General features: G+C 72.1%; 10 protein-coding genes. 3 read left to right on the top strand and 7 right to left on the bottom strand.

Going from position 1 to position 26,123, the window contains the following annotated elements; translation table 11 throughout:
- Positions 1-18: 18 nt before the first annotated feature.
- From ACIQNG_RS26590 to ACIQNG_RS26580, 3 genes are all read right to left on the bottom strand, one after another.
- Complete coding sequence (locus ACIQNG_RS26590) at positions 19-192, bottom strand: hypothetical protein (protein ID WP_401435747.1); 174 nt, start codon at positions 190-192, stop codon at positions 19-21.
- Positions 193-460: 268 nt separating this feature from the next.
- Positions 461-1,204 carry a calcium-binding protein gene (locus tag ACIQNG_RS26585; RefSeq protein WP_401488432.1) on the bottom strand — a complete coding sequence of 248 codons (744 nt, stop codon included), beginning with the start codon at positions 1,202-1,204 and terminating at the stop codon, positions 461-463.
- Between the two features lie 395 nt (positions 1,205-1,599).
- Positions 1,600-2,742: a terpene synthase family protein gene (locus tag ACIQNG_RS26580; protein WP_401488431.1), complete on the bottom strand. Its 1,143-nt coding sequence runs from the start codon at positions 2,740-2,742 to the stop codon at positions 1,600-1,602.
- Positions 2,743-3,835: 1,093 nt separating this feature from the next.
- Here ACIQNG_RS26580 and ACIQNG_RS26575 point away from each other — a divergent pair.
- On the top strand, positions 3,836-5,350 hold the full coding sequence (locus ACIQNG_RS26575) for an APC family permease (protein ID WP_401488430.1): 1,515 nt from the start codon (positions 3,836-3,838) through the stop codon (positions 5,348-5,350).
- Here the strand turns inward: ACIQNG_RS26575 and ACIQNG_RS26570 are convergent.
- The gene (locus tag ACIQNG_RS26570) at positions 5,304-6,974 is read right to left on the bottom strand and encodes a PucR family transcriptional regulator (RefSeq protein WP_401488429.1); all 1,671 of its coding nucleotides are present in this window, start codon (positions 6,972-6,974) and stop codon (positions 5,304-5,306) included. The genes ACIQNG_RS26575 and ACIQNG_RS26570 overlap by 47 nt on opposite strands.
- Before the next feature lie 101 nt (positions 6,975-7,075).
- Between ACIQNG_RS26570 and lysA the strand changes: the two genes are divergently transcribed.
- Positions 7,076-8,365, top strand: coding sequence for a diaminopimelate decarboxylase (gene lysA, locus ACIQNG_RS26565; RefSeq protein ID WP_401488427.1), 1,290 nt, complete (start codon positions 7,076-7,078; stop codon positions 8,363-8,365).
- A gap of 234 nt (positions 8,366-8,599) precedes the next feature.
- Here lysA and ACIQNG_RS26560 read toward each other — a convergent pair whose 3' ends face one another.
- The 3 genes from ACIQNG_RS26560 to ACIQNG_RS26550 form a co-directional block, all read right to left on the bottom strand.
- Positions 8,600-9,445, bottom strand: coding sequence for a hypothetical protein (locus tag ACIQNG_RS26560; protein ID WP_401488425.1), 846 nt, complete (start codon positions 9,443-9,445; stop codon positions 8,600-8,602).
- A gap of 58 nt (positions 9,446-9,503) precedes the next feature.
- Positions 9,504-9,779 carry a hypothetical protein gene (locus ACIQNG_RS26555; RefSeq protein ID WP_401488423.1) on the bottom strand — a complete coding sequence of 92 codons (276 nt, stop codon included), beginning with the start codon at positions 9,777-9,779 and terminating at the stop codon, positions 9,504-9,506.
- 286 nt (positions 9,780-10,065) lie between these two features.
- Positions 10,066-12,180, bottom strand: a complete 2,115-nt coding sequence (locus ACIQNG_RS26550) for a family 20 glycosylhydrolase (RefSeq protein ID WP_401488421.1) — start codon at positions 12,178-12,180, stop codon at positions 10,066-10,068.
- 1,579 nt (positions 12,181-13,759) lie between these two features.
- Here ACIQNG_RS26550 and ACIQNG_RS26545 point away from each other — a divergent pair.
- A complete protein-coding gene (locus ACIQNG_RS26545; protein WP_401488419.1) occupies positions 13,760-26,089 on the top strand; it encodes an amino acid adenylation domain-containing protein in 12,330 nt (4,109 codons plus the stop codon).
- The last annotated feature ends 34 nt before the right edge of the window (positions 26,090-26,123 follow it).

Raw genomic sequence — 26,123 nt, 5'->3', positions numbered from 1 at the left:
CAGCCCGAGTATGCGCGGCTACAACTCGGGCAACCGGTCAACGGGGGTGGGGGACTGCCGCGTCCAGCAAGTGTCGGTCTCCCCGCCATAGAAGGGCCCGGGGACGTTGAGCCACAGCCGGTCTTCCCAACGGCCCCGAAAGGCGTCGCGGTCATTGCCGATCATGGCCACGGGGTCGAAGTAGAGCGTCATCCGCCGAGAGTAGGTCATCCGTTCGCGCTGATCGGTCGGCTTCGGGCGGATCAGGGGCTCGCCAGGTCCGACCTCGCGGTTCACCGCGACCGGGAGACCCGGCTACCGTCCGGCTGGGCCCGCGGTGTTTCCGGAGGACCCGTGCGGGCTCCGCCTGAACCCACCCCACCCTGTCCCCCTCTCCTCGCCACAGGCATCCGTAGCCGCATCCGCATCCGCAGCAAAGGGCCCGCAGCGGTCACACCCGCTACGGGCCCAGCCTCCTGGATCAGGGACGCACGTCGACGTAGTCGCCGGCGGCCTTGGCCGGGCCGGTGGTGTGGGTGCCGGTGAAGTTCCACCGCCAGTAGCCGTCCTTGACGGCCTTGACCGTGGTGCGAAGGGATCCGGTGCCGTCGGTGTTCACCGTGGCCACCGTGGTGTAGGTGCTGCTGTCTTTCGGGCGGAACTGCAGCTGCACGGCTTGGCCCGTGTACCCCGCATACCGGTAGGTGTCCCAGTTGGCCCGCACGAGCTTGCCGGTGACGGTGATGCGAGCGCCCTTGGCCACCGGCTCCGGTGAGGCGTTGACCGTGACCCGCGCGGCACGCTTGAGGCCGAACGACGCCACGCCGGAGGCGAACTCGGAACCCTCGTCGTTGGCGTCGACCAAGGCATCCACCGACCATGTCCCCGCGTTGGCGTTCACCAGGTCCACCGGGTCGTCGCTGCCCGGAGCCGGGTGGGCGTTGACGGTGAACACCGTCGTGCATGCCGTCGCGGTCTCGCAGAACGCATCGGTGGTGTAGAAACCGCCGTGCGGTCCCTTCAGATCCACATCGACCAACGACAGACCGGAGTCATCCGATCCGGTGACCGTGACTGGGAACTGCACGTCGTGCGTAGTACCTACGATGACGTCCTGCCCAGAATTGACGGTGGCACCGCTGACCACCGGGTCGCTGGGCAGGGCGCCGGGCGCCGCACCGGCCGAGGTGCCGACCCCCGCCAGCAGAACGGCGACGGCACCCACCGCGACACCGCGGCTTGTGGCGCGACCGCCGGGTACGCGCCCTACGGTACGTGTGGCGGCGATGGAAGGGGCGATGTCGCACCCTCCGCCTTCTCTGTCGCCAGGTGGTGAGGCGAAGCGGGTCATGGGTAATCCTCTCAGGGGTGACAGGTCTCGCTGCCGGCCACACCGCGCGCGGGTAGTTGGTCACGACTGCGGAAGACCGACGTGTGTCACTCCCTACGACTGCCGAACCGACCCGATCGTTGCCCTGGCAGCGACGGGAAACAACTCCGCCTCCCGCACCAGGACATACGCCTCGACGCCCGCCCGCGTGCCCGGACCGCCCTTGAGCCAACGAACGAGCAGCTCGTCCTCACCGGCAAGGTGAGCCCCTGCGAGCTGGGGCCGGGGTCTCAGTCGTGTGCGGGGAGGGGGTTGTGGACGGTGCCGCGGCGGTACAGGACGGTGGGTTCGGGTGAGGTGTGGGGGATGGTCGGGGGCTGGGGCGTGTCGAAGTAGCGGCTGGTGCGGAGGTGGAAGGCGACGTTCCCGGCGATCATCTGGCCGAGTGCCCGTACGAACAGGCGGATGTCGTCACGGTGCCCGTGCGGCCCGGCGAGGATCTTGTCACGCATGGCGGTGAAGCGCTGTTCGGTCAGGGCGGCGCGGTCGGCGAGCCAGTCCAGGCTCTGCTGGAGGGACAGGCCCTCGTGGTGCATGAGGAACCACACCGTGTTCATCTGCTCGCCCGCCGCGAGTTCCTTGGGGAAGGAGTAGATGTCGTTCACCAGGGTGAAATGGTCCGTGGTCCAGGCGCAGATCTGCGCCAGATCCGGGTCGGTGGAGGCGAGGCCGTCCAGATCCACGCCAATGGTCCACTCGCACATGGCCATCATCCAGGGGCCGAAGACGTCGACGCGCCGCTCCTGCTGGAATGCCTCGAAGGTGGGGAACCTGGCACCGCCGCCGGTGTGGCGGTCCGGGTCCGCGTTGCTGATGATCGCGTCCTGGAGCGTCCGGATGACGCGTGCGAACAGGGGCTTGGGGCAGGTCTGGGCGATCAGTGCCTGACCATCGCGGCACATCCGGGTCGCCGCCGACAGCGCACGCTCGACATCGGCCGGCAGTTCCACCGCCGAATGTCGGCGGGGGCGGCACTCTGCGGCGTCGACCATCTCGTCGCGCACCGCGAGAAGGATCTCGGGGTCGTCGAGGGTGGCCGGGTGGGAGAGCATGTCGTCAGGACTCAGAGTGCCCCAGAACCCCCACACCATCATGGCGAACTGACGCTCGGGGATCACGTCCGGCCAGCACGCCGCAGTCCAGTAGCACATGCCCTGGCGCAGGAAGGAGTCGGTGCGACGCTGTTCCTCCTCGTTCTCACCGAAGTACTCCAGCAGATACCGCCGGGCCCACGCGTGGACCCGTGGCTTCATCTCCTCGTAGCCCGGGGCGACCCTGAGCGGCAGCCGCACGGAGATGTCCGGCAGCCGGTACTCCATGCCGTAGGTGAGAACGGCTCCAGGGTAGTCGGCGGGGTGATCGGTCGAGGTCATCGTGGTCTCCCGTGAGTGTGGGCAGTGCCAGGCACCGCGGCTGCCGGAGCTGCGTGCGGCCGGTTTCGCCGATTCCGCGGACGGAGATCCCGGTCATGAGTCAGTCCCTCAGAAGGGTCCGGGTCCCCCAGCACGGGTTGGTCGGGGGCACCCGTGAGGGCTCATGGGCCGCAGGTCATGCGGATCACTCGGTGACGCTGCGAGCCAGGCGTTGCAGGGCGTCGGTGGCCGCAGGCGGCAGGTGCGCGCCGAGGCAAGGACCAGTGCCACCCGGAAAGCCTCCGGCGGGCGGTCCGGTACCGCCCGCGCCACACCGGCCCACCGCGCACAGGCCCAGCCGCAGCCTCCTGCCGCCGCTGCCTCTACCGAGTACAGACCTCGTCAGTCCCGTGCCGGAAGAGGTATGGCACACCGAATCCGTTCACGCGTTGAACGCTTGCGCCCTTGTGAACGCGCCGGCCGTCACGGGCGCCGCGAACGGAGGTGGTCTCAGACAGAAGCCCCGGTGACTGAGCACGGCGCACCAGACGCCTGACCGGACGGGATCGGACGAGCGGCCAACTCGTGTGGCAGACGGTCGGGATCTCGCGACCCGGGACAGAGTCGCTCTGACTGGCCGGGGCACCCTGGCCACCTCCCTACGGCCACGTGCCGTGGAGACTCGATCCACGCCTCGCGGTGCCGCCGTATCAGTTCACCGAGAGGCACACCCCGCCCGCCTCGGACGGCTACCTCCAGGCCGCGTGACCCGTCCGGCCCTGATCACGTCGCCTTGCCCGGCACGGTCAACGTGACGGGACACCGCAGCGCGTACACTCGGCCGCGGTCCTGGGCGGCCGGGATGTCGGCCCGGTGCGCGACGTCCCCGACGAGCGTGACGCACACCTTGTGCCGACGAGCCGGGCGCCGCCACGCTCAGGTACATCGACGGCTGCCGAGGTAGGTGTCGACGGCCCCCACGATGTCTCTGTCGAATCGGCCAATCCAGCCCCCCGTGAACGCGCCACTTCCCCGTTGTCCCAAGTTGGCCCGGGCCTCAGGCTCACACCCAACCCGCAGTCTCGTGGGTGTGCAGAGATCCGTAGGAGATGTCATGGGCTCGTTGATCCGAGAGTTCCGGCGGCGCAAACCGATCGACCGAATGATCGCCGAGGCCGAGGGCGGCGGCCACGGTCCTGCACTGCGGCGCAGCATGGGCCTGTGGCAGCTCACCTTGCTCGGGATCAGCTCGGTGGTGGGTACGGGGATCTTCTTCGTCCTGGGGACCACCGTGCCCAAGGCGGGCCCCGGCGTCGTCCTGTCGTTCGGCCTCGCCGCGGTGGTGGCAGGGCTCGGCGCCCTCTGCTACGTCGAACTGGCCGGCGTGATTCCCGTCGCCGGCAGCACATACTCGTATGCCTACGCCTCCCTCGGTGAGGGCATCGCGTATCTCGTCGCCTGGTGCCTGATCCTCGAATACGGTGTCGCCGTCTCCACGGTGGCGGTCAGCTGGGGCCAGTACCTCAACGAAGTCACCAGCAGCCTCTTCGGCGTAGCACTCCCGGACGCCATCAGCCAACCACCGGGGGCGGGAGGTTACGTCAACATCCCGGCGCTCGTCGTGGTCTTGCTGTGCTCGCTGCTGCTGGCCCGGGGGACCCGGGAGTCCGCCGCCGTGAACGCGGTCATGGTCTGCGTCAAGATCGGTGTGCTCGTCTTCTTCGTCGCCGTGGCGCTGACGGCCTTCAGCACCGACAACTTCACGGACCTCACGCCGCACGGCATCGGAGGCGTGACCGTCGCCGCCTCGGGCGTGTTCTTCTCCTACGTGGGGTTCGACGCCGTATCCACCGCCAGCGAGGAAGTCCGCGACCCGCGCCGCACCATTCCCTTGGCGCTCCTGTTCACCCTGCTGGCCGTCACCACGCTCTACGTCGCGGTCGCGGTCGCGGCGGTCGGCGCCCAGCCGGCCGACAGGTTCGGTGAGCAGGCAGACGCGGGCCAAGCCGTACTGGCCGAGATCCTCCGCGAGGTCACGGGCACCGGATGGCCCGCGCTGCTCCTCTCCGCCGGAGCCGTCATCTCCATCTTCAGCGTCGTGCTGGTCACTTTGTTCGGCCAGACACGCATCCTGTTCTCGATGGCTCGCGACGGACTCGTGCCGGAGGTCTTCCGCCGAGTCGACCGGAAACGGCACACCCCGGTGGGCAACACCTGGATCGTCGGTGCAGGCGTCGGACTGCTCGCCGCCTTCGTCCCGCTCCAGCACCTGGCGGACCTCACCAGCATGGGCACGCTGATCGCCTTCCTGGCGGTCGCCGCGGCCGTCATCGCCCTGCGACGGATCGCACCGGATGCCCCGCGTCCGTTCCGGGTACCGCTCTATCCCGTGGTGCCCTTGCTTTCCATGGCATCCTGTCTGTACCTGGCTTATCTGCTGCCGGGACTCACCTGGACCCTCTTCGTGTTCTGGCTCCTCCTCGCAGCGGGCCTCTACCTCGGCTTCGGACGGCGCCATTCACGGCTGCGGCCCGGAGCTGACGAGTCCGAGGCGGAGGGCTCGGTCACCATCGCCGGCGAGGTCATGTCACCGACCGGTCCGAGCGATGCGGCTCCGCCGCACGCTTGAGTTCGAGCCAGGCGGCCAGGCGCACGTCGGCGTCATCGAGATCGATGCGGAAGAGTTCACGGATCCGCCGCAGCCTGTGACGCAAGGTGTTGGGGTGCACCTGGAGCCGTGCCGCAGCGGATGCGACGTCCCCCACCGCGTCGAGCCATGCCGTGGTCGTCGCCGCGTACTCCGTCCCGTGAGCCTTGTCATGGGCCACGAGGTCGTCCACTCCGGACAGCCGTAGCCACGGGTCCCGCTTGAGCTCGTCTCCCAGCCGGTCAAGAAGGATCTTGTGCCGTACGTCCTCCGCCGCGGCAGCCCGACGGTTCGGCCCGTCATGCGCGATGGCGCGGAGTACTCCGTCGGCCTCGCGGCGCAGAACGGCGGGATGGCCGAGGTCGGCGTAGGCCCCGGTGACCGCCGCACGGACGCCGCTCCCGACCGTCCGCCGGGCTGTGGCGAGCGCGGCATCGGCGAAGCGCCTGCTCGCAGTGGCCCCCATGCCGGGAAGCAGGACATAGGCGGCGTCGGCCGTGGCCGCGACGGTGGCCTCCGCGCGGTGAGCGGCGCAGTGGCGTACGAGTACCAGCTCAAGGTGGGTCAGAAGGGCAGACTGGGCGGCATCCCGGCGACCGTGCGATGAGCCGCTGTCCGGCCCCGTCGGCGGAGCGAAGGCGGCGAGGCAGAACTCCGTACCGGGGGACAGCCCCAGCAGCTGTGCCGCCTCCTCGGCCGGCGGGCCCGAGTTGTTCAGAACGGCCCGCAGCGTGTCGCGCCGCATGCGCCGCTCCGCCTCCGGAAGGTTGAGTGCGCGCAGCAGGTGGGGGGCGGCGAGCCTGGCCGCTTCCAGCAGGGCGTGCTCGGCGGCCGGTGCCAACCCCTCCTCCGGCTCGATCGCCCACAGCGTGCCGAGCGGCAGGGCCCCCGCCCGGATCGCCACCGCGGCCCGGGGCAACTCCTCACCCATGGCCGGGAAACGGACCGTGCCCTCGGCGGCCAGCACTTGGCGGTACTGCCGCCGCTGCTCCGGCAGGTCCGGTACCCGGCGCTGCAGAATGCCGCGTTCGCGGACCGCGTCGATACGTGATCCAAGGATCTTGGAGTACGCCACGACGTTCTGGTCGAGGTCCTCGATCGCCACCGAGCCGCCGACGACGACCGCGAGGCCGTCGGCGAGGGCGAACAGCTCCTCACCTCCGGCCGGGGCAGAACCGGTCAGCTCCCCGCCCCCGTGGGCCGCGATCAGGGAACTCAGCGCGGCGTCGGCATCACGCCACGGTGTCTCGTCCGCCACCGCGAGGACTGCGATGCCGCAGGCCCCCGCCTCCTGGAGGAACTCCGCCACGTCCCGACCGCGCTGCTTGACCACCACGCCGGCGAACCCCTGCTCTGCCGCACGGCGCAGAACGCCGACAGCCCGGACGTCCGAGACACTGACCCCGACCAGGAGGAGCAGAGCACCCGGCGAGGGCACCAGATCCTCCTCCGCGTCATGGATCACCGTGCCCCGCACTCGGACGTCAAGACCCGCGGGTGCCACCAGCACCCGCGCGGGCGAGTAGCCGAAGCTGCCCACCAGGCTCCTCAGAGTGCCCTTCTCCCCGAACTCCGAGGCGGCGCTCACCCTTGTCGACTTGGACAACACGGGCCTCGTTTCGTGAGCTGATCGGCCATCTCGGGCCCGGACGAACGGCTGCCAGGATAGCCGTGCAAGCGCAGCCGATGTCGATAGGAAGTTCCCTCATGACCGTGACCGAACCGTCGTCCTCGTCCGTCGCGGAACTCGTCGCGCTCTTCCCCAATGGCACTCACCTGGCTGAAGACGGCGAACTCATGATAGGTGGGTGCCGCGCGGGCGAACTGGCCGACCGCTTCGGCACGCCGGCCGTCGTGGTCGACGAGAACGCCCTGCGCCGACGGGCGCGACAGTACGTGGAGGCCCTTTCCGCACATTGGCCGAACAGCCAAGCGGTCTTTGCCTCGAAGTCGTTCCCGTGCACGGCTGTCGTTCGTACTCTCGTAGAGGAAGGTCTCGGGGTGGACGTGGCCGGAGGCGGCGAACTCGTCGCCGCGCTCGCGGCCGGCGCCGATCCCGCCCACCTCGTCGTCCATGGCAACGCGAAGACCGACGAGGAGCTGGCCATGGCGGTGGAGGCGGGCGCCGGGACCATCGTCGTGGACAACTTTCATGACATCGACCGCCTGGAGCGCCTCGTGGGCGCCGCAGGGCAGAGCGTCCTTCTCCGGGTCATCCCCGAGGTCGACGCGGATACGCACGCGGCTATGGTCACCGGCCAACGCGGGTCGAAATTCGGCCTGTCCCTTCCTGACGCCGTCCTCGCGGCCGACCGACTGCGGTCCAGTGACCGGCTCCGGTTCGACGGCCTTCACGTTCACATCGGGTCGCAGCTGCTCGACACCGAGCCGTTCCGGCGGGCCGTCGAAGCGGTGGCCCGGCTCGGTGAACTCGGCGAACACGCGGTGTACGACCTCGGCGGAGGGCTGGGTGCCCGCTACACCTACGACGACCGTCCGCCGACCGTCGAGGAGTACCTTCGCGCCCTGACCGACACCGCCCGCGAACATCTGCCGGCCACGGCCCGCCTGATCATCGAGCCGGGACGCTCGATCGTGGCAGAGGCCGCGACAACCCTCTATCGAGTAGTGACGGTCAAATCCGGACCGCGCACGCTGGTGGCGGTCGACGGCGGCATGGCGGACAACCTCGAACCCATGCTCTACGGCCAGCGCTTCGAGGCTGCCATCACCTCACGGGTGGGCGGCGGAGCACCCTGCGACCTCGTGGGCCGACACTGCGAGTCGGGCGACACCCTGATCCGCGACATCAACCTGCCGGACCCACAGGTCGGCGATGTCGTCGCGGTCCCGGTCACAGGGGCTTACTGCTACTCACTCTCCAACAACTACAACGGCGCCCGGCGCCCCCCGGTCATCTTCTGCCGGGACGGAGAGGCCCGCGAGGTGGTGCGCCGGGAAACCTTCCACGACCTGCTGCGTCGCGATGTGAGTTAGATCGCTGGACCGCGCCCCCCGGCGGCTGGCTGTTCCCTCAGCCATGGCTTTCCCGGTGGGGCGGACCTGTCCAGGTGACGTCAGCATCAACTGTCGTGGTTGCGAGGTATCAGACAGGTGATGCGAGCTGTCGTAGCCCGAGTCTGGTCGGTGTACCACCACAGTCGCGGCGAACCGGCAACCGTAGCGATGTGCGCAGCCAGTGGCGCACTCGGCTGATGTGAGAGGTCGCTGTCAACTGGTCTTGAGGCGGAGCCCGCCGGCGTCGTACACCTGGCCCGTGAGAGCGTTCACCCGATAGGTCTCAACAGGGGTCGGTTCCTGCGTGTTGTCGGTCTGTCCAGCGTGGGACGACGTCACGTGCACAAGCCAGTAGGGCTTCCACGTGCCGTCCAGGTCGTCCGCCTTGACGGTGAAGGCGGTGGTCTGGAACTCGGCGTCGGTGCTTCCGTTGGCCCGCAGCTGTGCCTCTACGGCCTTGCTCACCGCGTTCTCGGCCTGTCTGGCATCGAGTGTGGCCTGGGGAAGGTCTGTGCGGGTCGGGCCGAGGGTGACGTCGATCCGGGACACGCGTCCGGTCGTGTCGATCCGGACGTCCAGCATCCTGGGCATCAGGACGTCGTTGTGGGTCCACCGCCAGTTCGTCATCCAGCCCAGGCCGGCCTTGTCGCCGACGGGATCGGTCTCCTGCACGGTTGCGCTCTTCGCCCACGGGTACTGACGGCCGGCGTACGCCTGAGCGATCTCATGTGCCTCCCGGGCGGTGGAGGGTGGCTTCGCCCCCTCCACCGGGTATCCCATGCCGGTGGGCCGGTCGCCGTCCTCCAGGATCACGCTCAGATGCCTCTTGTCCGGCCAGGAGAGGCTGCCGTACCCGAACATCCCGGACCGGCCCTGCTCACGGCTGTACAGGTTGAAGATGATGTTCTTGCACGATGTGTCCAGGCAGGGCTGCTCGTTCAGCTGCCCGATCGTGTACCGATCACCGAATGCCTCCTTCACCGCCGCCCCGACGGCGCGCTTCTGTTCAGCGTCCGCTGCGGAGAGGCCGCTGCCGTCGATGTTGGTGAAGTCGAGCATCGGGCGGGCGACGCCCGAACCCAGCAGAAGAACGCGACGCAGGCGATCAGCGAGCCCTTCACGCCGCCTTGCCAGAGCAGCGACCTGCGCACCATGTGGACAGCCGTGGCGACACCGACTGGTGGTTGAGGACGCACATGCCACTGGCCGGGCCGGCGTCCATGAAGGTGACGCCGAGGACACCGGTGACAGTGAAGGCCAGTCCACACCACCACAGGCCCCGGGAGTTTCCTACTCGGCGTGCGAGCGCCCACGCCACGGAACCGAGGACCAGGGCGGTCACGGTGCACGCGACCAGATAGCCCACACGATGTTGGAAGATCGCGGAGAACACGACGCGGTCCTTGCGTAGTCGGAAGGGGGCGGCATGGATGCCACGGGCCCCGCCTGATGAGACGGGGCCCGTGGGGTGCTGGTTTCAGCAGTGCGTGGAGGGTGTCCGGAACCTACTGCCGCTGTGGTTCAGGACACCGGTCGTGCTCTTGCCGTGGGCACTGCCGCCCGGACTCCATGACTTCTCGACCGTGGAGCCCGAGCTGATCGAGAAGGAGGAGCCCCGCTCCGGACGGCCCGGCAGACATCCGGAGCGGGGAGAGACGGGGCACCGAGTGGAGAGTCGGTCATTCGATCGACCAGCTCTGGAGGGGCGAGCCGGTGTCCTCCTGCACGGTGACCGCGGCTCCGTTGGTGGCGGAGGCCCCGGTGAGCAGGAGGCCGCTGCTGGAGGTGATGGTGTAGTCGCCGTCGCCGCGTTCGGTGACCCTCCAGCGCTGCGCGGCGTCACTGTTGGGGGTCCGCTGCACGACGGCGGTACCGGCGCCGCCGGATGCCTGCGCGCACTTCCCGGAGGTCTTGTTGGTCAGGGTGTAGGTGCCGTCGGACTGCTTGGTGAACGTCCAGGTCTGGTTGCTGCCGCGGTTCGTTGCGTACAGGATCATGGCGGTGCCGTTGGAGGTGGAGCCCCGGTTGTCCAGCGCCTTGCCTCCGGTCACGACGCTGTGCGCGCCTTCGACGGTCTTCACGGTGCCGGGCCAGGGGATGCCCGGGGCGGGGTGGTAGCCGATTCCGGCGGCGGTCCAGCGCGGTCCGTGCTGGGCCAGGCGCTGCCGGAAGTTCTTCCAGTCACGGCCGGCCTGCGGCGTCCAGCCGACCTCGGCGAGGGCGGGCAGGCGGGGGAAGCTCATGTACTCGGCGTACTCGGTGGCGGAGGGCCAGCGGGTGGCCTCGGTCGGCAGCGCGTTGCTGCCTTCGTAGGCGCGGTCCGCCCACAGGGCGGCCTCGACGCCGGCGATCTGGTCGGCGGGGACGACGGAACCGGTGCCGTCCAGCTTGGCGGACGCTGTCGTCGGGTCCCACTCGTAGGAGCGCTGCACCGGAGTGTATTCGGACCACTCCAGGCCGTAGGGGGTGGACACGTCGTACTTCATGTCCAGGTAGGCGTGGTCGGACGGCGACATGACGAACTTGGCCTTCTGGGCGGCTCCGTCGCGGGCGAAGCGGATCTTCTCGCTCTCCTTGGAAGTGCCGATGGTCTTACGGTCGTCCTCCTCGCCCCAGTACTGCATGAGGCTGCCGGCGGGGAGTTCGGCCTGGCCGAGCTGGTGCCAGCCCATCACGGTCTTCTTCTGCGCGGTGGTCGTCTCCGAGGCCGCCTTGACGTAGGTGGCGTACTGCTCCGGGGTGGCCTGCGGGGTCTCGTCGCCGCCGACGTGGATGTAGGGGCCGGGGGTGAGGTCGGCCACCGCCTTGATGACGGTCTTCAGGAAGCTGCTCACGTTGGTGATGTGCCGCTCATCCTTCAGACAGTAGAGGCTGATACCGACTTCGAATCCGGTGTACAGATCCTTGGCCTTGTCGTCGCAGTTGAGTCCGGGCACGGATGCCAGCGCGGACTGGGTGTGGCCGGGGCCGTCGATCTCGGGGACCACGGTCATGAAGCGGGACTTGGCGTAGGAGACGATCTCCTTGTAGTCCTCCGCGGTGTAGTACCAGTCGGTGCCGTCGGTGTGGCCGCTCTGCGTGCTGGCACCGATCTTCGTGAGGTCGGGTATCTCATCGATGGCGATGCGCCAGCCCTGGTCGTCGGTCAGGTGCAGATGCAGCATGTTCATCTTGTACGAGGCGGCCTGGTCGATGTAGCGCTTGACCTGGGGGACGCTGAAGAAGCGGCGGGCGACGTCGAGCATCACGCCGCGGTACCCGTAGCGGGGCGCGTCGGAGATCTCCACGGGCGGGACGGTCCAGGCACGGGTCTGCGGGGTACGGGACTCCACGGCGGCGGGCAGGAGTTGGCGCAGGGTCTGCACACCGCGGAACAGCCCCTCCGCCCCGTGCGCCTTCACGACGACGCCCTGTTTGCCGGAGGTCAGGGTGTACCCCTCGGCGCCCAGCTCCTTGGACCCGTTGGGGTCCAGGACGATGGCGTTCTCCTGTGCCTCCGTGTCGCTGACAACCTGGACGGAGTAGCCGGTGGCAGGGGCGAGAAACTCCGACAGGTAGGTACCAACGCCGACGGTCGCCTGTTCCTCCGAAAGGACCACGATCCGGGTGCTGGAGGTCAGGGTGAACTCCTGTCCCTCCAGCGCCTTTTGGGAGACCGGCTGCGGTATCAGTGCGGGGGGTGGCTCCGGTGGGGCAGTCGCAGCCCGGGAGACGGCGGCCGTCACTGGCGAAGCGAGGGCTGTAGCGGCAACGGCGGCGATGGCCAGGTGCAGGCGGAGGTGCGACAAGCGCATGGTTGACTGACTCCTTCGGTCGGGAAAGGCGGGACCGCACATCGGGTGGGCGGTGAGGAGAACGCGATTCGTCGGTGACGGCGACAGGGGCACGCGGAACAGGTCCACCCGGCACCGGACTACTGAGGGGTCCGTCCGGGTGCACTGAACAATCCCGCACTGCCGCTGACGGTCTGCCGCGCTGCGAGCGACACGTGATGACAGAGGAACACGCGGCTCACAGGAACGCGACTGAGCGGACACCGTGTTTGAAGCTGCTTGCACTGAGCTGGTTGTGTGCAACTTCAACCAGAAGGTGTCAGGAGAGCGGGAAGAGCGTCAAGGTCCACCGGGGCGCAGTCTTGTTGTCGTGGACCACCTCTCGGCGGCGGCACGGCACAAGATTCCGCCCCGCGTGCGCTCGCAGTGACCACGCCTTCTGAGCGCGGCTTTTCCCCCGCTCCGTGACGACCTTCTCGGTGTCTTCGGCGATCCGACGGTGGTCACTGGCGGGAGGGACGGGACGATCTCCACGTACGGAATTGCAACTCTGCAATTTTTCGCATGACACGCTGCTGCCAGTGGGCCGCGGACGGGGCATGGGCCAGGCACAGACGGCTTCGATCAGGCCCCGGAGTCCCACCGCAGACATCAACCGCAAAGCAGGTCGCGGGGAGCCGGACGATCCCGGTTTCCCTCACCCGTGGCCTCGTCGTTCTGATCGAGGGATCGAGTGATCGAGGCCGAAGGGGCGGCGTGCGGCAAGAGGGGTCGTCAGAGGAGCTGTCGGCGAACTGGACGCTGGTGGACGGCGACTGGGACCTGGGGTGAACAAGAGCGGGGGCGATCCGGCTCCGAGCGGCCCCGGGGTCCGGCCGTCGACGGTTGCGGACGAGAAGGCGCTGGCCGAGTGGCCGGCCGTAGAGGTCTGTCCCGTAGTCACCTCGCCCCCGCACCCTCGCCGACGCCGCCGACCGATCGAGCACGGAGAACGCGTCGCGCGCCTGGGTTCGCTGTCGGATAACCGTTTGTCGAAGGCCCTCTTCCCGGTCGCGGTGAAGTGGTGTTCGCCCTTGCCTCCCGATCTCGAAGAAGTCGGCGGTCATGCCGCTGATCAGCGGTCTGCCGATGCCTCCGGAGCCGGTGACACCACCTCAGGTCATGCGCTCGGCAGGGGGACGCCATGCCAACTCCGTTGGCCGGGTGCCCGATTGCGGGGCCAGAAAAATGATAATGGGGGAGTGGGCGCCGGGCGCTGAGGGCGAAGCGCCGCAGGTGCCGTGTCAGATCTACAGATGATAATGATATACATTTACGATAGATCTCAGTTCATCGTGATTTTGGACATGAGCGGTGAGGTACGGGCCCGCTTCCCGGCGGTCCGGCGCTCACGGTCCGTGCTCGGCGGGCCGGTGCCTGCGGACACGTGGCCGACAGGCAGTGGACAAGATCGCTGAAATGCCGTACGGAGGCCCACGACGGTCCGAGTCGCCCCCCACCCCATCCAGCCCCGCCGCGCTGCGCGGCTTCTTCGCGTGGACCCGCGGGCCGAGCGCCGCCCCGTGGCACGGTCTCCTTCGACTTGATGTGAGTAGACGACATGACCGACGACACCCTCTGGAACGTGCTGCTGTCCGCCGCCCGGGAGGCCCCCGAGCAAGTGACAGTGCACGTGCGCGGTGACGGCAGCGAGCAGACCGTGACATACCGTCAGCTGCTGGCGGACGCGCTACGGGTCGCCGGGGGGTTGCGGGCTGCCGGGGTGGCGCCCGGCACCTGTGTTCCGCTGGTCGCCGACCGCAGTGAAGACTTCCAGGTGATGTTCTGGGGGCTGATCGGCGCTGGTCTGGTGCCGGTGCCGATCGCGGCGGACGCCCGCCGGGTGGTGCCCGTGTGGGAGCACCTGGGCCGGCCACCCCTGTTCGTGGACGCGGCAGGCGAAGAGGTGGCGCGGGACCTGCCCGCCGAGGCGGCCGTACTGCGGGTGGACGGGCTGCCGGACAGTGACACGCCGGACGCGGCCGTGCCGTGCGCCCCGGACGATCTGGCGTTCGTGCAGTTCTCCTCGGGCAGCACCGGGCAGCCCAAGGGCGTCGAACTCACCCACGCGGCGGTGACGGCCAACCTGCGCCAGATCTTGGCCGTGTCCGATCTCGGCGAAGCCGACGTGGCGGTCAGCTGGATGCCGTACTTCCACGACATGGGTCTGATCGGCACGCACCTCGCGCCGCTCGCCGCCCGTGCCAAGCAGGTCAAGATCGGGCCGCTGACGTTCGCCCGGCGGCCGGCGATCTGGTTCGAGACGGCCACCACGCACCGGGCCACCCACCTGGCAGCCGCCAACTTCGCGCTCGCGCTGGCCGTCCGGCGCATGTCCGACGCGGACCTGGCCCGCTTCGACCTGCGCAGCGTCCGCCGGGTGCTGGTCGGCGCCGAACCGATCTCCGCCGGCGTCTGGCGCGACTTCGTCACCCGTACGCGCCTCGCGGGGCTGGCGCCGCACGCCCTCCAGCCGGTCTACGGGCTGGCCGAGGCGACCCTCGCCGTAACGTTTCCGCCACCGGGCGAGGTGGCCGTGCCGCTGGCGGTGGAGCGGGACGCACTCAGCCGCGGCCGAGTGGTCGACGCCCCCGACGCGGGCGGCGGTGCCGTCGAACTCATGGACCTCGGCCACCCCGTGCCCGGCTGCTCCGTGCGGATCGTCGGTGACGCCGGACAGGTGCTCCCTGAGCGGCGCGTGGGGCATATCGAGGTGCGCGGGCCGCAACTCGCCCGCGGCTACCGGGGGCTGCCCGACGCCACCGCCGCCGCCTTCACCGCCGGGGGCTGGCTGCGCACCGGCGACCTGGGCTTCCTGCGGGACGGGCGGCTGTGCGTCAGCGGCCGGCACAAGGACGTGCTCTTCCTGAACGGGCTGAAGTACAACGCCGCCGACCTGGAGGAGGTTGCCGTCGGCACGCCCGGACTGCCGCCGGGACCGGCCGCGGTGGTCGGCTCCACCGACCCCGCCACCGGCCGCGAGCGCGTGGTGGTGTGCGTCGCCTGGGCTCGTCCGCCGCGCTCGGCCGACGAGGTGCTGCGCCGCGTCGCGGACCGGGTGGGCGAGGCCCTCTTCCACGACGACGTACGGATCGTCGCCCTGCCGCCCGGCCAGTTCCCCCGCACCACCAGCGGCAAGATACGCCGCCATGTGCTGCGCGACCGGTTCGAGGCGGGCCGCTTTCCTCGCGTTGTCGCCCGCGCACCCGGTGGACCCGGTGGACCCGGTGGACCTGGTGGACCTGGTGGGCCTGGTGGGCCCGGTGGTAAGCCGACCGCTCCCGGCGGGCACGGGACGGGCGAGCGCGGTGTGCCCCGGTCGCGGGCGGCGGCCGAGCGGGCGGTGCGTGAGGTGTGGGCCGGGGTGCTGGGGCTGCCCGTGGAGCGGATCGACTCACGTACGTCCTTCCGGGCCCTTGGCGGGACTTCGCTGAAGGCGATGGAGGTACTGGCCGCGCTGGAGGACGTCTTCGGCCGACGTCTGGAAGTGGCGGCGCTGCGCGCCGGGGCGGACACGGTGGCCGGGATCATCGACCACCTGCTCGACGGGGCGGAGACGGAGACGAAGTCGGAGGCGAGGCCGAGGGCAAAGTCTGAGTCTGAGTCGAAGTCTGAGCCGAAGTCGCAGGCGGAGTCGGAGTCTGAGCCGAAGTCGGAGTCGGAGTCGGAGGAGGGTGACCCCCCAACGGAAGGCCCCCGCGCCCCTGGTCGGCGGGCGGACGACACGCTCGCCGTCGTCGGTCTCGCGTGCCGTTTCCCCGGTGCCGACAGCCCCGAGGAGTACTGGCGGCTGCTCGCCGAAGGGCGGGACCTCGTCACCCCGGTGCCGCCGCACCGGTGGGACGGCGACCCGGTGCCCGAGGCCCGGTGGGGAGCGTTCCTGAAGGACCCTGCGGGCTTCGACGCCGCTCGTTTCGGGATCGGCGACGCGGAGGCCCGCGCCCTCGACCCGCAGGCCCGGCTGCTGCTGGAACTGGCGCACGAAGCCCTGGAGCGGGCCGGATACGCCGGACCGCGCCGCCGCGCCCACCGCATCAGCGTGTTCACGACGGCCGGGGACAGCGGCTACCGGGAACTGCTGGAGCGAGCGGCACATGCGGACGGCACGGAACTGCCGCCTGCGGCGCTCACCGGGAACCTGCCCAACCTCCTCGCCGCCCGCATCGCACAGAGCTTCGACCTGGACGGCCCGGCCCTGGCCGTGGACACCGCCTGCTCCTCCGCCCTGGTGGCCCTGCACCTGGCCCGGCGCAGCCTCGCGGACGGCGAGTGCGACCTCGCCCTGGTCGGCGGCGTCAACCTGCACCTCACCCCGACCGCGCACCGCATGCTGCACGCCGCGCAGGCCCTGTCGCCGACCGGCCGCGGCCGTGCGTTCGGCGCCGACGCGGACGGCTTCGTGCCCGGCGAGGGCGGTGCGGTGCTCGTCCTGCGGCGGACGGCGGACGCCCGGCGGGCCGGCGACGAACTGCTCGCCGTGGTCCGCGGCACCGCCGTCAACAACGACGGCACCTCGCTGAGCCTGCTGGCACCCAATCCCGCCCGCCAGCGCGAGGTCATCACCGCCGCCCTCGCCGCCGCGTCCGTCGACCCGGCCGAGGTGACGTACGTCGAGGCGCACGGCACCGGCACGGCCCTCGGCGACCCGGTCGAACTGATGTCGCTCGCCCACGCCTTCCCACCCCTGCCCGGTGGACGACCCCGGCTGCTGGGCTCGGCCAAGACCAACATCGGCCACCTGCTGAACGCCGCCGCGCTGCCCGGCCTGGTGAAGGTGGTGCTGGCGCTGCGCCACGGTCAGGTGCCGCCCTCGCTGCACGCCGATCCGCCCGCCGCGCCGGTCGCCGGGTCCGGGTTCGAGGTGCCCGGCCGGCTCGTCGACTGGCCCGCGCCGCCCTCGGGGGGACCACGCGTCGCCGGCGTCAACGCCTTCGGCTTCGGCGGCACCAACGCCCACGCCGTACTGGAGCGGGCTCCCGTACCCGCCGGTCGTACGGCCCGCGCGGAGCGGCAGGCTGACGGGCCCCACCTCCTCGCGCTCTCCGCCGCCACACCGCCCGCGCTGCGCGCCCTGGTCCGGGACCTGTCCAACCACCTGGCCGCCCACCCGGAGATCACCGAGGCCGACCTGTGCCTGACCACGGGGACGGCCCGCGACGCCGACCGCCACCGCCTCGCTCTCGTCTGCGACGGCGACGTACGCCCACGGCTGGCCGCCCTCGCCGCAGCGGGCGGTGCCGGGGACCACCCGGCCACGGCATCGGATGCATCGATTGACACCACAGGCCACCCGCCCGCCGCGCCGGGCGGCGGGTCCGCCGGCACCGTCCTGGCGCGCCCTCGTCTCGTCTTCGTCTTCCCCGGCCAGGGCACCGAGCGTCCGGGCATGGCGGCGGAACTGCACGCCACCGCGCCCGTGTTCCGGGACACCCTGGACGAGGCATCCGCGCACCTCGGCCCGCTGCACGGCCGCACCCTGACCGACTGGTGCACCGACCCCGGCGTCGACCCGGCCGACCTGGCCCGCACCGAGATCACCCAGCCCGTCCTGGTCGCCTTCGGTGTCGCGCTCGCCCGGCAGTTGGGCGCCTGGGGCGTCGTACCGGACGCCGTCACCGGCCACAGCGTCGGGGAACTGGCCGCCGCCTGCGCGGCGGGCCTGCTGCCGCTGTCCGACACCGTCCGCTTCGCCGCCGAACGCGGCCGACTCATCGCCGAGCTGACCGAGCGGGGCGCGATGGCCGCCGTGCGCGGTGCGGACGACGCCGTGGACGCCCTGGTCGCCGCGTCGGACGGCGCGCTCGCCGTCGCGGTCCGCAACGCCCCCGGCCGGCTGGTGCTGTCCGGGACCGTGCGCGCGGTCGAGGACGCGATGGCCGAGCTGACCGCCCGCGGTGTCGCCGCGCGCCGGCTCCAGGTCACGCGGGCCTTCCACTCACCGCTGATGGAACCGGCCGCGCGGGCGCTGTACGACGCCGCCGGCGCTCTGTCGCCGGGGACCGCCACGGTGTCGCTGATGAGCACCCTCACCGGCGACTGGGCACCGGCCCCCGACGCCTCCCACTGGCGGGAACACGCCTTGCGGCCGGTGGCGTTCGGGGCCGCCGCGCGGAGGCTCGGTGAGGACGGCTTCGACACGTTCGTGGAGATCGGGCCCGGCACCGATCTGCCGGGAGCCGTGCGCCTGGCCGCCGCGGACCGGCCCGGACCCGCGCCGGTCACGTTCTCCGCCCTGCCGGCCACGCGGGAGGAGGACGGCCGGGGCCGGGACGCGCTGCTGCGTACCGTCGCCCGGCTGTGGACGCGCGGTGTCGCCGTCGACCACGCCGCGCTCGCGCCGACGGGACGCCGGGTGCCGCTGCCCACCTATCCCTTCCAGCGGCGGCCCTACTGGCCCGGCCCCGACGCCGACCGGCTGCTGCACCGGGTCGCCTGGACGCCCGCTTCCCTCCCCGAGCCCTCAGGTCCGGTTCCGGTCACGCTGGTCGCCGGGCCCGACGGCGAGGCGGTGCGGGAGCTGTCCCTGCGGCTCGCCGAGCGCGGGGTACCGGTGGTCGGCGCGGGCTCGGAGTCCGCGCACACCGTCGTCCACCTCGCGGGACGGGCGGACGACGAGACCGGCTCGGCCGCCGCAGCCGCCTTCCGGGACACGCTGCGGCAGTTCGACCGGGCCGGGGCGCAGCGCCTGCTGCTGCTCACCGAGGACGCCCACCGCACCGGCGCGGAGGGTGCGGCGGTGCCGCGTCCCGGGCAGGCCCTGCTCACCGGTCTCGCGCTCGCGTTCCCGGAGGAGACCGAGGGCGCGGGGCTGAGCTGTGTCGACCTGTCCTCCGAGGACACGCCGGAGCAGAGAATCGCCGGCGTCGTGGCCGAGTTGTCCGCGCCGGGCGAGACGGTGTCCGTGGCCGCCTGGCGCGCCGCTGCGCGGCTGCTGCGGGGGGTCGAGCCCTTGCCCCGCGACGCGACGGCGGACGTGACGGACCGGGCGGACCCGCTGCCCGCCAACGGCGTCTACCTCATCACCGGTGGCGCGAGCGGCCTCGGCGCCACGCTCGCCCGGGACCTCGCCGGGCGTGGCCGTCCCACCCTCGTCCTCACCGGCCGTTCCCCCCGGCCCCCGGCCGCGCTGCTCGCGGAACTCGGCGCACTCGGCGCCGACGCCCGCTACCAGCAGGCCGACGTCACCGACGAACGGCAACTCGACGCCCTGCTCACCCAGGCCCCGGCGCCCGATGTCGTGCTCCATCTGGCCGGGGTGGCGGTACCGGGCTCGTTGCGCGGCACCGGCCGGGACGACACCGGCCGGTCCCTGGCCGCCAAGACCCTCGGCACCCGGCTGCTGGCCCGCGCCCTGCACCGCCACGGACACCGCCCGGCGCTGTGCGTGGCCTTCTCCTCGGTGGCCTCCGTCCTGCCGGGCGCCTCGGGCGCGCTCGGCGACTACGCCGCCGCCAACGCCTACCTCGACGCCTTCGCGGCAGCCGAACGTGCCGCCGGCCGCCGCTGGCTGGCGCTGAACCTCGGCGCCGTCGCCCGCACGGGGCTCGCCGCCACGGTGGCGGAGGGCGTGCCTCTGCGCGCCGGGGGCACGCCCCTCGCTCCGGCCGATGCGCTACGTGCGCTGCGCACGGCCTGCGCCATCGACACCGCGCAGTTGGTGCTCGCCGATCTCGCCGATGTCGCCGATCTCGCCGATCTCCGTGGTCCCGGTCGTCCCGGTGGTCCCGGCCGCAGCGGCGCCAGCGGCGACAGCGGTGACACGGCACCGGTAAGCCATCCTCAGCGCCCGGCCCCCACTCCCGCCCCAGCCGCCGCCACGTCCGCCACGTCCGGCACCCGCACCCTCGTACGCACCCTGCTGGCAGAGGCCCTGCACCTGCCCGCCGAGGCGGTCGATGAGGACGTCGCCTTCCTCTCCCTCGGCCTGGACTCGCTCGCCGCGGTCGACTTGGTCCGGCGGCTGGAACGCGCCCTGGGCCGGGACCTGCCGACGACGCTGTTCTTCGAGTACCGGACGGTGCGGGAACTCGCCGCACACCTCGACACCGCCCCACCCGGTCAGAACGGGGACACCGGCCGGGCGACCGTCACGGAGAGCACCGTCATGCGGAGCGCCGTCACGCCGAGCGCCGTCACGGAGGGCGTGCCGTTCCCCCTCACCCCCGTGCAACTGGCCCTGCACACCAGCAGCGTCCTCTACCCCCGGACTCCCGCCCGCGGCTGGGTACGACAGACCGTCCACGGACCCCTCGACCCCGGTCTGCTGCGCCGCGCCCTCGTCGCGCTCGCCGAGCGGCACGGCATGCTGCGCCTGCGGATCAGAGCGGGCCACGGCCCCTCCCTCGTACCGCACCAGACGGTGACGGCGGGCGCCGACCCCGCCGTGTGGTTCGAGACCCGGCCGTGCCCCGAGGGCGAAGAGGCCCTCGAAGCGCTGGAGACGGAGCTGTCCAACCGGCCGCTGGACCTCACCGGAGAGCCTCCTCTACGGGCGCTGCTGCTGACCGGGGGCGGCGGAGTGGCCCATCTGGTGCTGTCCGTGCACCACGTCGCCGCCGACGGCTACAGCCTCAACGTCCTCTGCACGGAACTGTGGACGCGGTACACCGACCTCGCCCTGGGCCGCGTCCCGGCCCCGCTTCCGCCCGCCGCGGACTTCGCCGCCCTCGCCACCGGCGGGCGGCCCGCCGCACGCGCCGAGGACACCGCGTACTGGACGGCCCGTCTGGCGGACCGTTCCCCGATGTCACTGCCCTACGACGGCCGTCCGGACTCCGACGAGGGCCCCGGACCGCTCGTCGCCGAGCAGCGCGTCCTGGGCGAGGACCTCGTCGCCGTACTGCGCGAACGGGCCGCCCGCTGGAACGTCTCCCTCTTCCACCTCCTGCTCGCCGCCTACGCCCGCTGCCTGGCCCGGTGGAGTGGACAGCGCGACATCGCGGTCAACATCGCCCGCGCGGGCCGCGACGCCCGGCTGCCGGGGCTCGACCGGCTGGTCGGCCCCCTCGCCGACACCCTGCCGCTGCTGCTGGAGGCGGATCCGGACGAGCCGCTCCCTCGGCTCGCCGAACGGGTGCGGCTGGCCTGGCTGGACAGCGAGCGGCATGCCACGGTCAGCAGCCTCGACCTCGCCCGGCTGCTGCCCGGCGACGCCTCGGGGCCGCGGACGACGAGCCCCGCGAGCTTCAGCTTCGCCCGCTTCCGCGCGCCCCTGGACCCGGACTGCCCGGTCGAGGTACGGCCCACCGCGGCGGGCACCGGCTCGGCCGCCACCCGGCTGAGCCTGCTGTGCTGGGAGGACGGGCCCGCGCTGCGGCTGTCCTGGAATTTTCCCGAGCGCCTCTTCGCCCCGGCGACGGTCGCCCGTCTCGCCACCGCCTTCGAGCGGGAACTGCGCGCCCCGGACGCCGGTCCCGCGCCGGAACCGGCGGGCGGAAACCCGTCGACCGTCGTCGGCCGGCTGCTGGAACGGTTCCGGGCCGCTCCCGACGCGGTCGCCGTCGACGACGGCCGGCTCACCCTGACGTACCGGGACCTGGACGCGGCCACCGGAGCCCTCGCCCGGCGGCTGCGGGAGAACGGCGTACGGCGGGGCGACCTGGTGGGCATGCTCACCACGCCCGGCCCCGGCACCGTGGTCGCCGTCGTCGGCATCCTCCGGGCGGGCGCCGGTTGGGTGCCGCTGGACGCCGAGCACCCGGGGGCCCGGCTGGCCGAGCAGACCGGGCGGTGCGGGGTGCGCGTGGTCGTGCACGACCACGGCACCCGGGCCGCCGCGCGGGCGCTCACCGCCCTGACCGCCGTGCCCGTCACCCAGCCGGGCGACGGGACAGACACCGAGCCGGGCGACGGGACAGACACCGAGCCGGCCGACGGGACAGACACCGAGCCGGCCGACGGGAAAGGCACCGCACCGGCCGAGGACGGCCCCGATGAGACGGCCGACGCCGACGCGACGGCGTACGTCATCTTCACCTCCGGCTCCACCGGCAGTCCCAAGGCCGTGCCCATCACCTTCCGCGCCATGGAGAACTACCTCGACTGGGCGGCGACCACCTTCGCCTTCGGCCCCGGCGACCGCCTCGCCAACACCTCCTCACCCTGCTTCGACGCCTCCGTACGGCAGTTGCTTGCCCCGTTGCTGACCGGTGCGACCGTGATGACCGTCGACCGCGACCTGGTACGCGATCCGGAGCTGCTGCTGCACCATGTGGCGCGGGCCCGGATCACCGTGTGGAGTTCGGTGCCGTCACTGTGGGAGCGACTGCTGACCGCCGCCGAGAACCTCGTCCGGCGCGGTGAACCCCGGCCGGACCTGTCCGCGCTGCGCCTCGTCCACGTCGGCGGGGAGGTGCTGTGGGCGGACTGGGTGCGCCGCTGGTACGACCTGTTCGGCCCGGGGCAGACGATCGTCAACCTCTACGGGCCCACCGAGACGTCCATCAACGCCACCTTCCATGTCGTCACCGAGCGCCCGGACGAGGGGGTCGCGGCCCTGCCCATCGGCCGGGCCGTCACCGGGACCGAGCTGCTCGTCGTCGGCCCCGACGGTGCGCCGTCCGGTCCGGGCGCGACCGGCGAACTGCTGATCGGGGGCGTCGGACTGTCCGCCGGCTACCTCGGCGAACCCCGGCTGACCCGGGCCGCGTTCGTCGAGCGGGACGGGCGCCGCTGGTACCGCAGCGGCGACCGGGTGGAGGCGCTGCCCGACGGAGCGCTGCGGTTCGTCGGCCGCCTCGACGACCAGGTGAAGATACGGGGCTACCGGGTGGAGCCGGGCGAGGTGGAGGCCGTGCTGCGCACCCGTGCGGACGTCGCGCAGGCGGTCGTACTGGCCGACGAAGGGCGGCTGTCCGCGTTCGTCGTGCTCAGGCACGCGGATGCCGGCGAGGACGTGGACGCGGTGGCGCTGCGGCGCCATCTGGCGGCGTCGCTGCCGCCGTACATGGTGCCGGCCCGCATCACCCTCCTGGATGCCCTGCCGCTGACCGGCACCGGCAAGGTCGACCGGCGGGCCCTGTCGGCGGCCCGGGGCGAGACCCCGACGGCGGACGTACGGCCGTCCACCGGTACCACCGAGGAGCGGCTGGGACGCATCTGGTGCGAACTGCTCGGCGTCGACCGGGTCGGACCGGACGACGACTTCTTCGAGCTGGGCGGCGATTCGCTGCTGGCGCTCCAGGTGTTCGACCGGCTCGCCCGGCACGGCGGCGGTCCGCTGCCCAGGCCCACCGCCGTGTACCGGCACCGCACCCTGGCCGCGCTGGCCGAGGCCGTGGACCGGATGGCCGCCGAGGGGAAATCGGATGCCACCGGGCAGCCCGCCTCCGACGGCGGTCCGGCGGACCCGGCGGACCCAGCGGGTCCGGAAGTCCCGGAAGGCCCGGCGGCCTTCCCCGTCACCCCGAGCCAGCGCGGATTCCTGCTGGCCGAGGCCCTCGCCCCCGGGACCGGGGCGTCCTGGCTGGCCCGGCTGCGGCTGACCGGCCCGCTCGACCGGGAGCTGTTCCAGCGGGCCGTGGACACCCTGGTGGCCCGGCATCCGATGCTGCGCACGGTCTTCCCCGCCGGGGTACGGCCACCGGTGCAGCAGGAACTGCCCGCGTCGCTGCGGCTGCCGGTCGACTTCGCGACCGTGTCCGGGCCGGAAGAACTGGCGGAACGGATCGAGGACGAGCAGCGCCGCCGCTTCGAGCCGTGGGCCTGGCCCCTGCTGCGGCTGCGGGTGCTCACCCTGGCCCCGCACGAGCACGTACTCGTCGTGCACGCCCATCACGTGATCGGCGACGGTTACAGCGCCGCTCTGCTGCTCGGTGAACTGACCGCCGTGCACGACGCCCTGAGCGGCGGTGCGGCACCCGCGCTGCCCCAACTGGAACTCACCTTCCGCGAGTTCGCGCAGCACGTCGCCGGGCGGGCCACGGCTCCGCGGGCGGAGGCGGAGGGCGCGCGGCGACGACGGGCGGCGTTGTCCGCGCCCTACGCCAAACCGGTCCTGCGCGTCGCCGACCGGGACGGGACGGCGTTGTCACCGTCACCGTCACTGCCACCGTCGCCGGAGTTCCACTCCCGCGGCTTCGTCCTGGACGCCCTCGTCACAGGCGCGCTCCGCAAGATCGCCGCCGACGCGGGCGCCACCCTGTACGCGCCGCTCCTCACCGCCTACCACGGGGCGCTCGCCGCCCGCACCGGCCAGGAGGACCTGATCATCGGCGTGGCCGTGTCCGGCCGGGACCATCCCCTGCCCGGCATCCACCGCGTGTTCGGGCCGTTCGCCACCGCCGTCGCCGTCCGCCCCTTCGGGCCCGGTGCCGAAGCCACGTCCGGCGACTTCGCGGGGCGGGTGCGCCGGGTCGTCGAGGAGACGGTCTCCGCCCGCGTCCACGAGGACGTCGTACCGCGTGACACCAGCGGGCTGCCGCTGACGTCGCAGTTCTTCTTCACCTTCCTCGACTTCGGCGCGCTCGGCCCGCAGGACGGGGGCGTCCTGGCCGTGCGCTGGGACGAGGAGGAGGAGAGCGGCTTCACACCGCCCGCGGCCGGGACGGACGTGTTCCTCGCGGTACGGCCCGACGGCGACCGGCTACGGGTCACCGTGCGCGGCGCGGCGGCGGCCTTCGACCCGGCCGCGCTCGCCGCGCTCGCCGACGGGCTGCGCGACCGGCTCGTCCGTACCGTGCCGGCCACCGGCCACCGGCCCGTGGAACCCCGGCCCGTACGACGGGTCCCGAACCCCGCCGGGCAGGACGTGGACGCCGCGCTCGTCGGCTATCTGCCCGCTCCCGCCCACCTGGCCCGGCTCGCGGGGCTGCCGGACACCTCCTCGGCCCGCGAGGACATCCGCCGTCTGCTGTTCCCGGGCGGCGAGCCCCGGCTGCTGGAGACGACCTCCACCCCGCTGGGCCGGTCCGGCTTCGTCGCGCTGCCGCTGTTCGCCGACGAACTCGCCGACGACCGGGGCCTGTCCGGTCACACCGTGCGGGCCGTGCGGACGGCTGCCGCGCTCGGCGCCCGCTGTGTCTCGCTGGCCGGCATGATTCCCTCACTGACCGGCTACGGCTTCGACGTACTGCGCGCCGACCCGGCCGCGGCGGCGTCCGTCACCACCGGGCACGCGGCCACCGTCGTCTCCGTGGTCCGCACGGTGCGTGCCGCCCTGGCCGCGACCGGCCGCGACCTGGCCGACCTGGAGGTGGCCGTGCTGGGGCTCGGCTCGATCGGCGCCTCGTCGCTGGAGTTGCTGCTCACCCTGGCCGAACGGCCGCCCGCCCGGCTCGTGCTGTGCGATGCGCCGGGCAGCGGTCCGCGCCTGGAGGAGCTGGCCCGGACGCTGCGGGAACGCGGGCTGGCCGGGGACGTCGCCGTCCGCGTCTCCTCCCCGGATCTGCCCGATGCCGTGTACGGGGCCGGGCTGGTCGTCGCGGCGGTCAGCGGGCACCGCGCCCTCATCGACGTGGATCGACTGCGGCCCGGTGCCGTCGTCGTGGACGACAGTTTCCCGCACTGCTTCGACACCGGCCGCGCGCTCGCCCGGATGCGCGAGCGCGGGGACGTCCTCGTCGTCGGCGGCGGGCTGCTCACGGTCGGCGCCACCCGGCGCGCCTTGGCGGACGGGCTGCCCGACGCCGTCGCCGCCGCCGAGACGGCGGCCCAGTACGGGATTTCCGGCACGCTGGCGTCCTGCCGCGCCGAGTCCCTGCTGCACGCCTCCGGCGCGGACGTGCCGCTGGTGCGGGGACTGGTCGACGTCTCCACGGCCCTGGCCTACTGGCGGGCCGTGGAGGGGGCCGGGGTCACCGCCGGGCCGCTTCATCTGCTCGGCCACGTCCTGGAACCGCTCGCGGTGAACCTGCCCGGTCACATGACCGCCGACACGAACGGTGCCACGTGACCTGGGCGGCGCCCGCGGCTTCGATCGACCGCGG

The sequence above is a fragment of the Streptomyces sp. NPDC091377 genome (assembly GCF_044757045.1).
In the GTDB taxonomy this organism is placed as follows: domain Bacteria; phylum Actinomycetota; class Actinomycetes; order Streptomycetales; family Streptomycetaceae; genus Streptomyces.
This window is presented reverse-complemented; position numbering and strand designations above follow the sequence as displayed.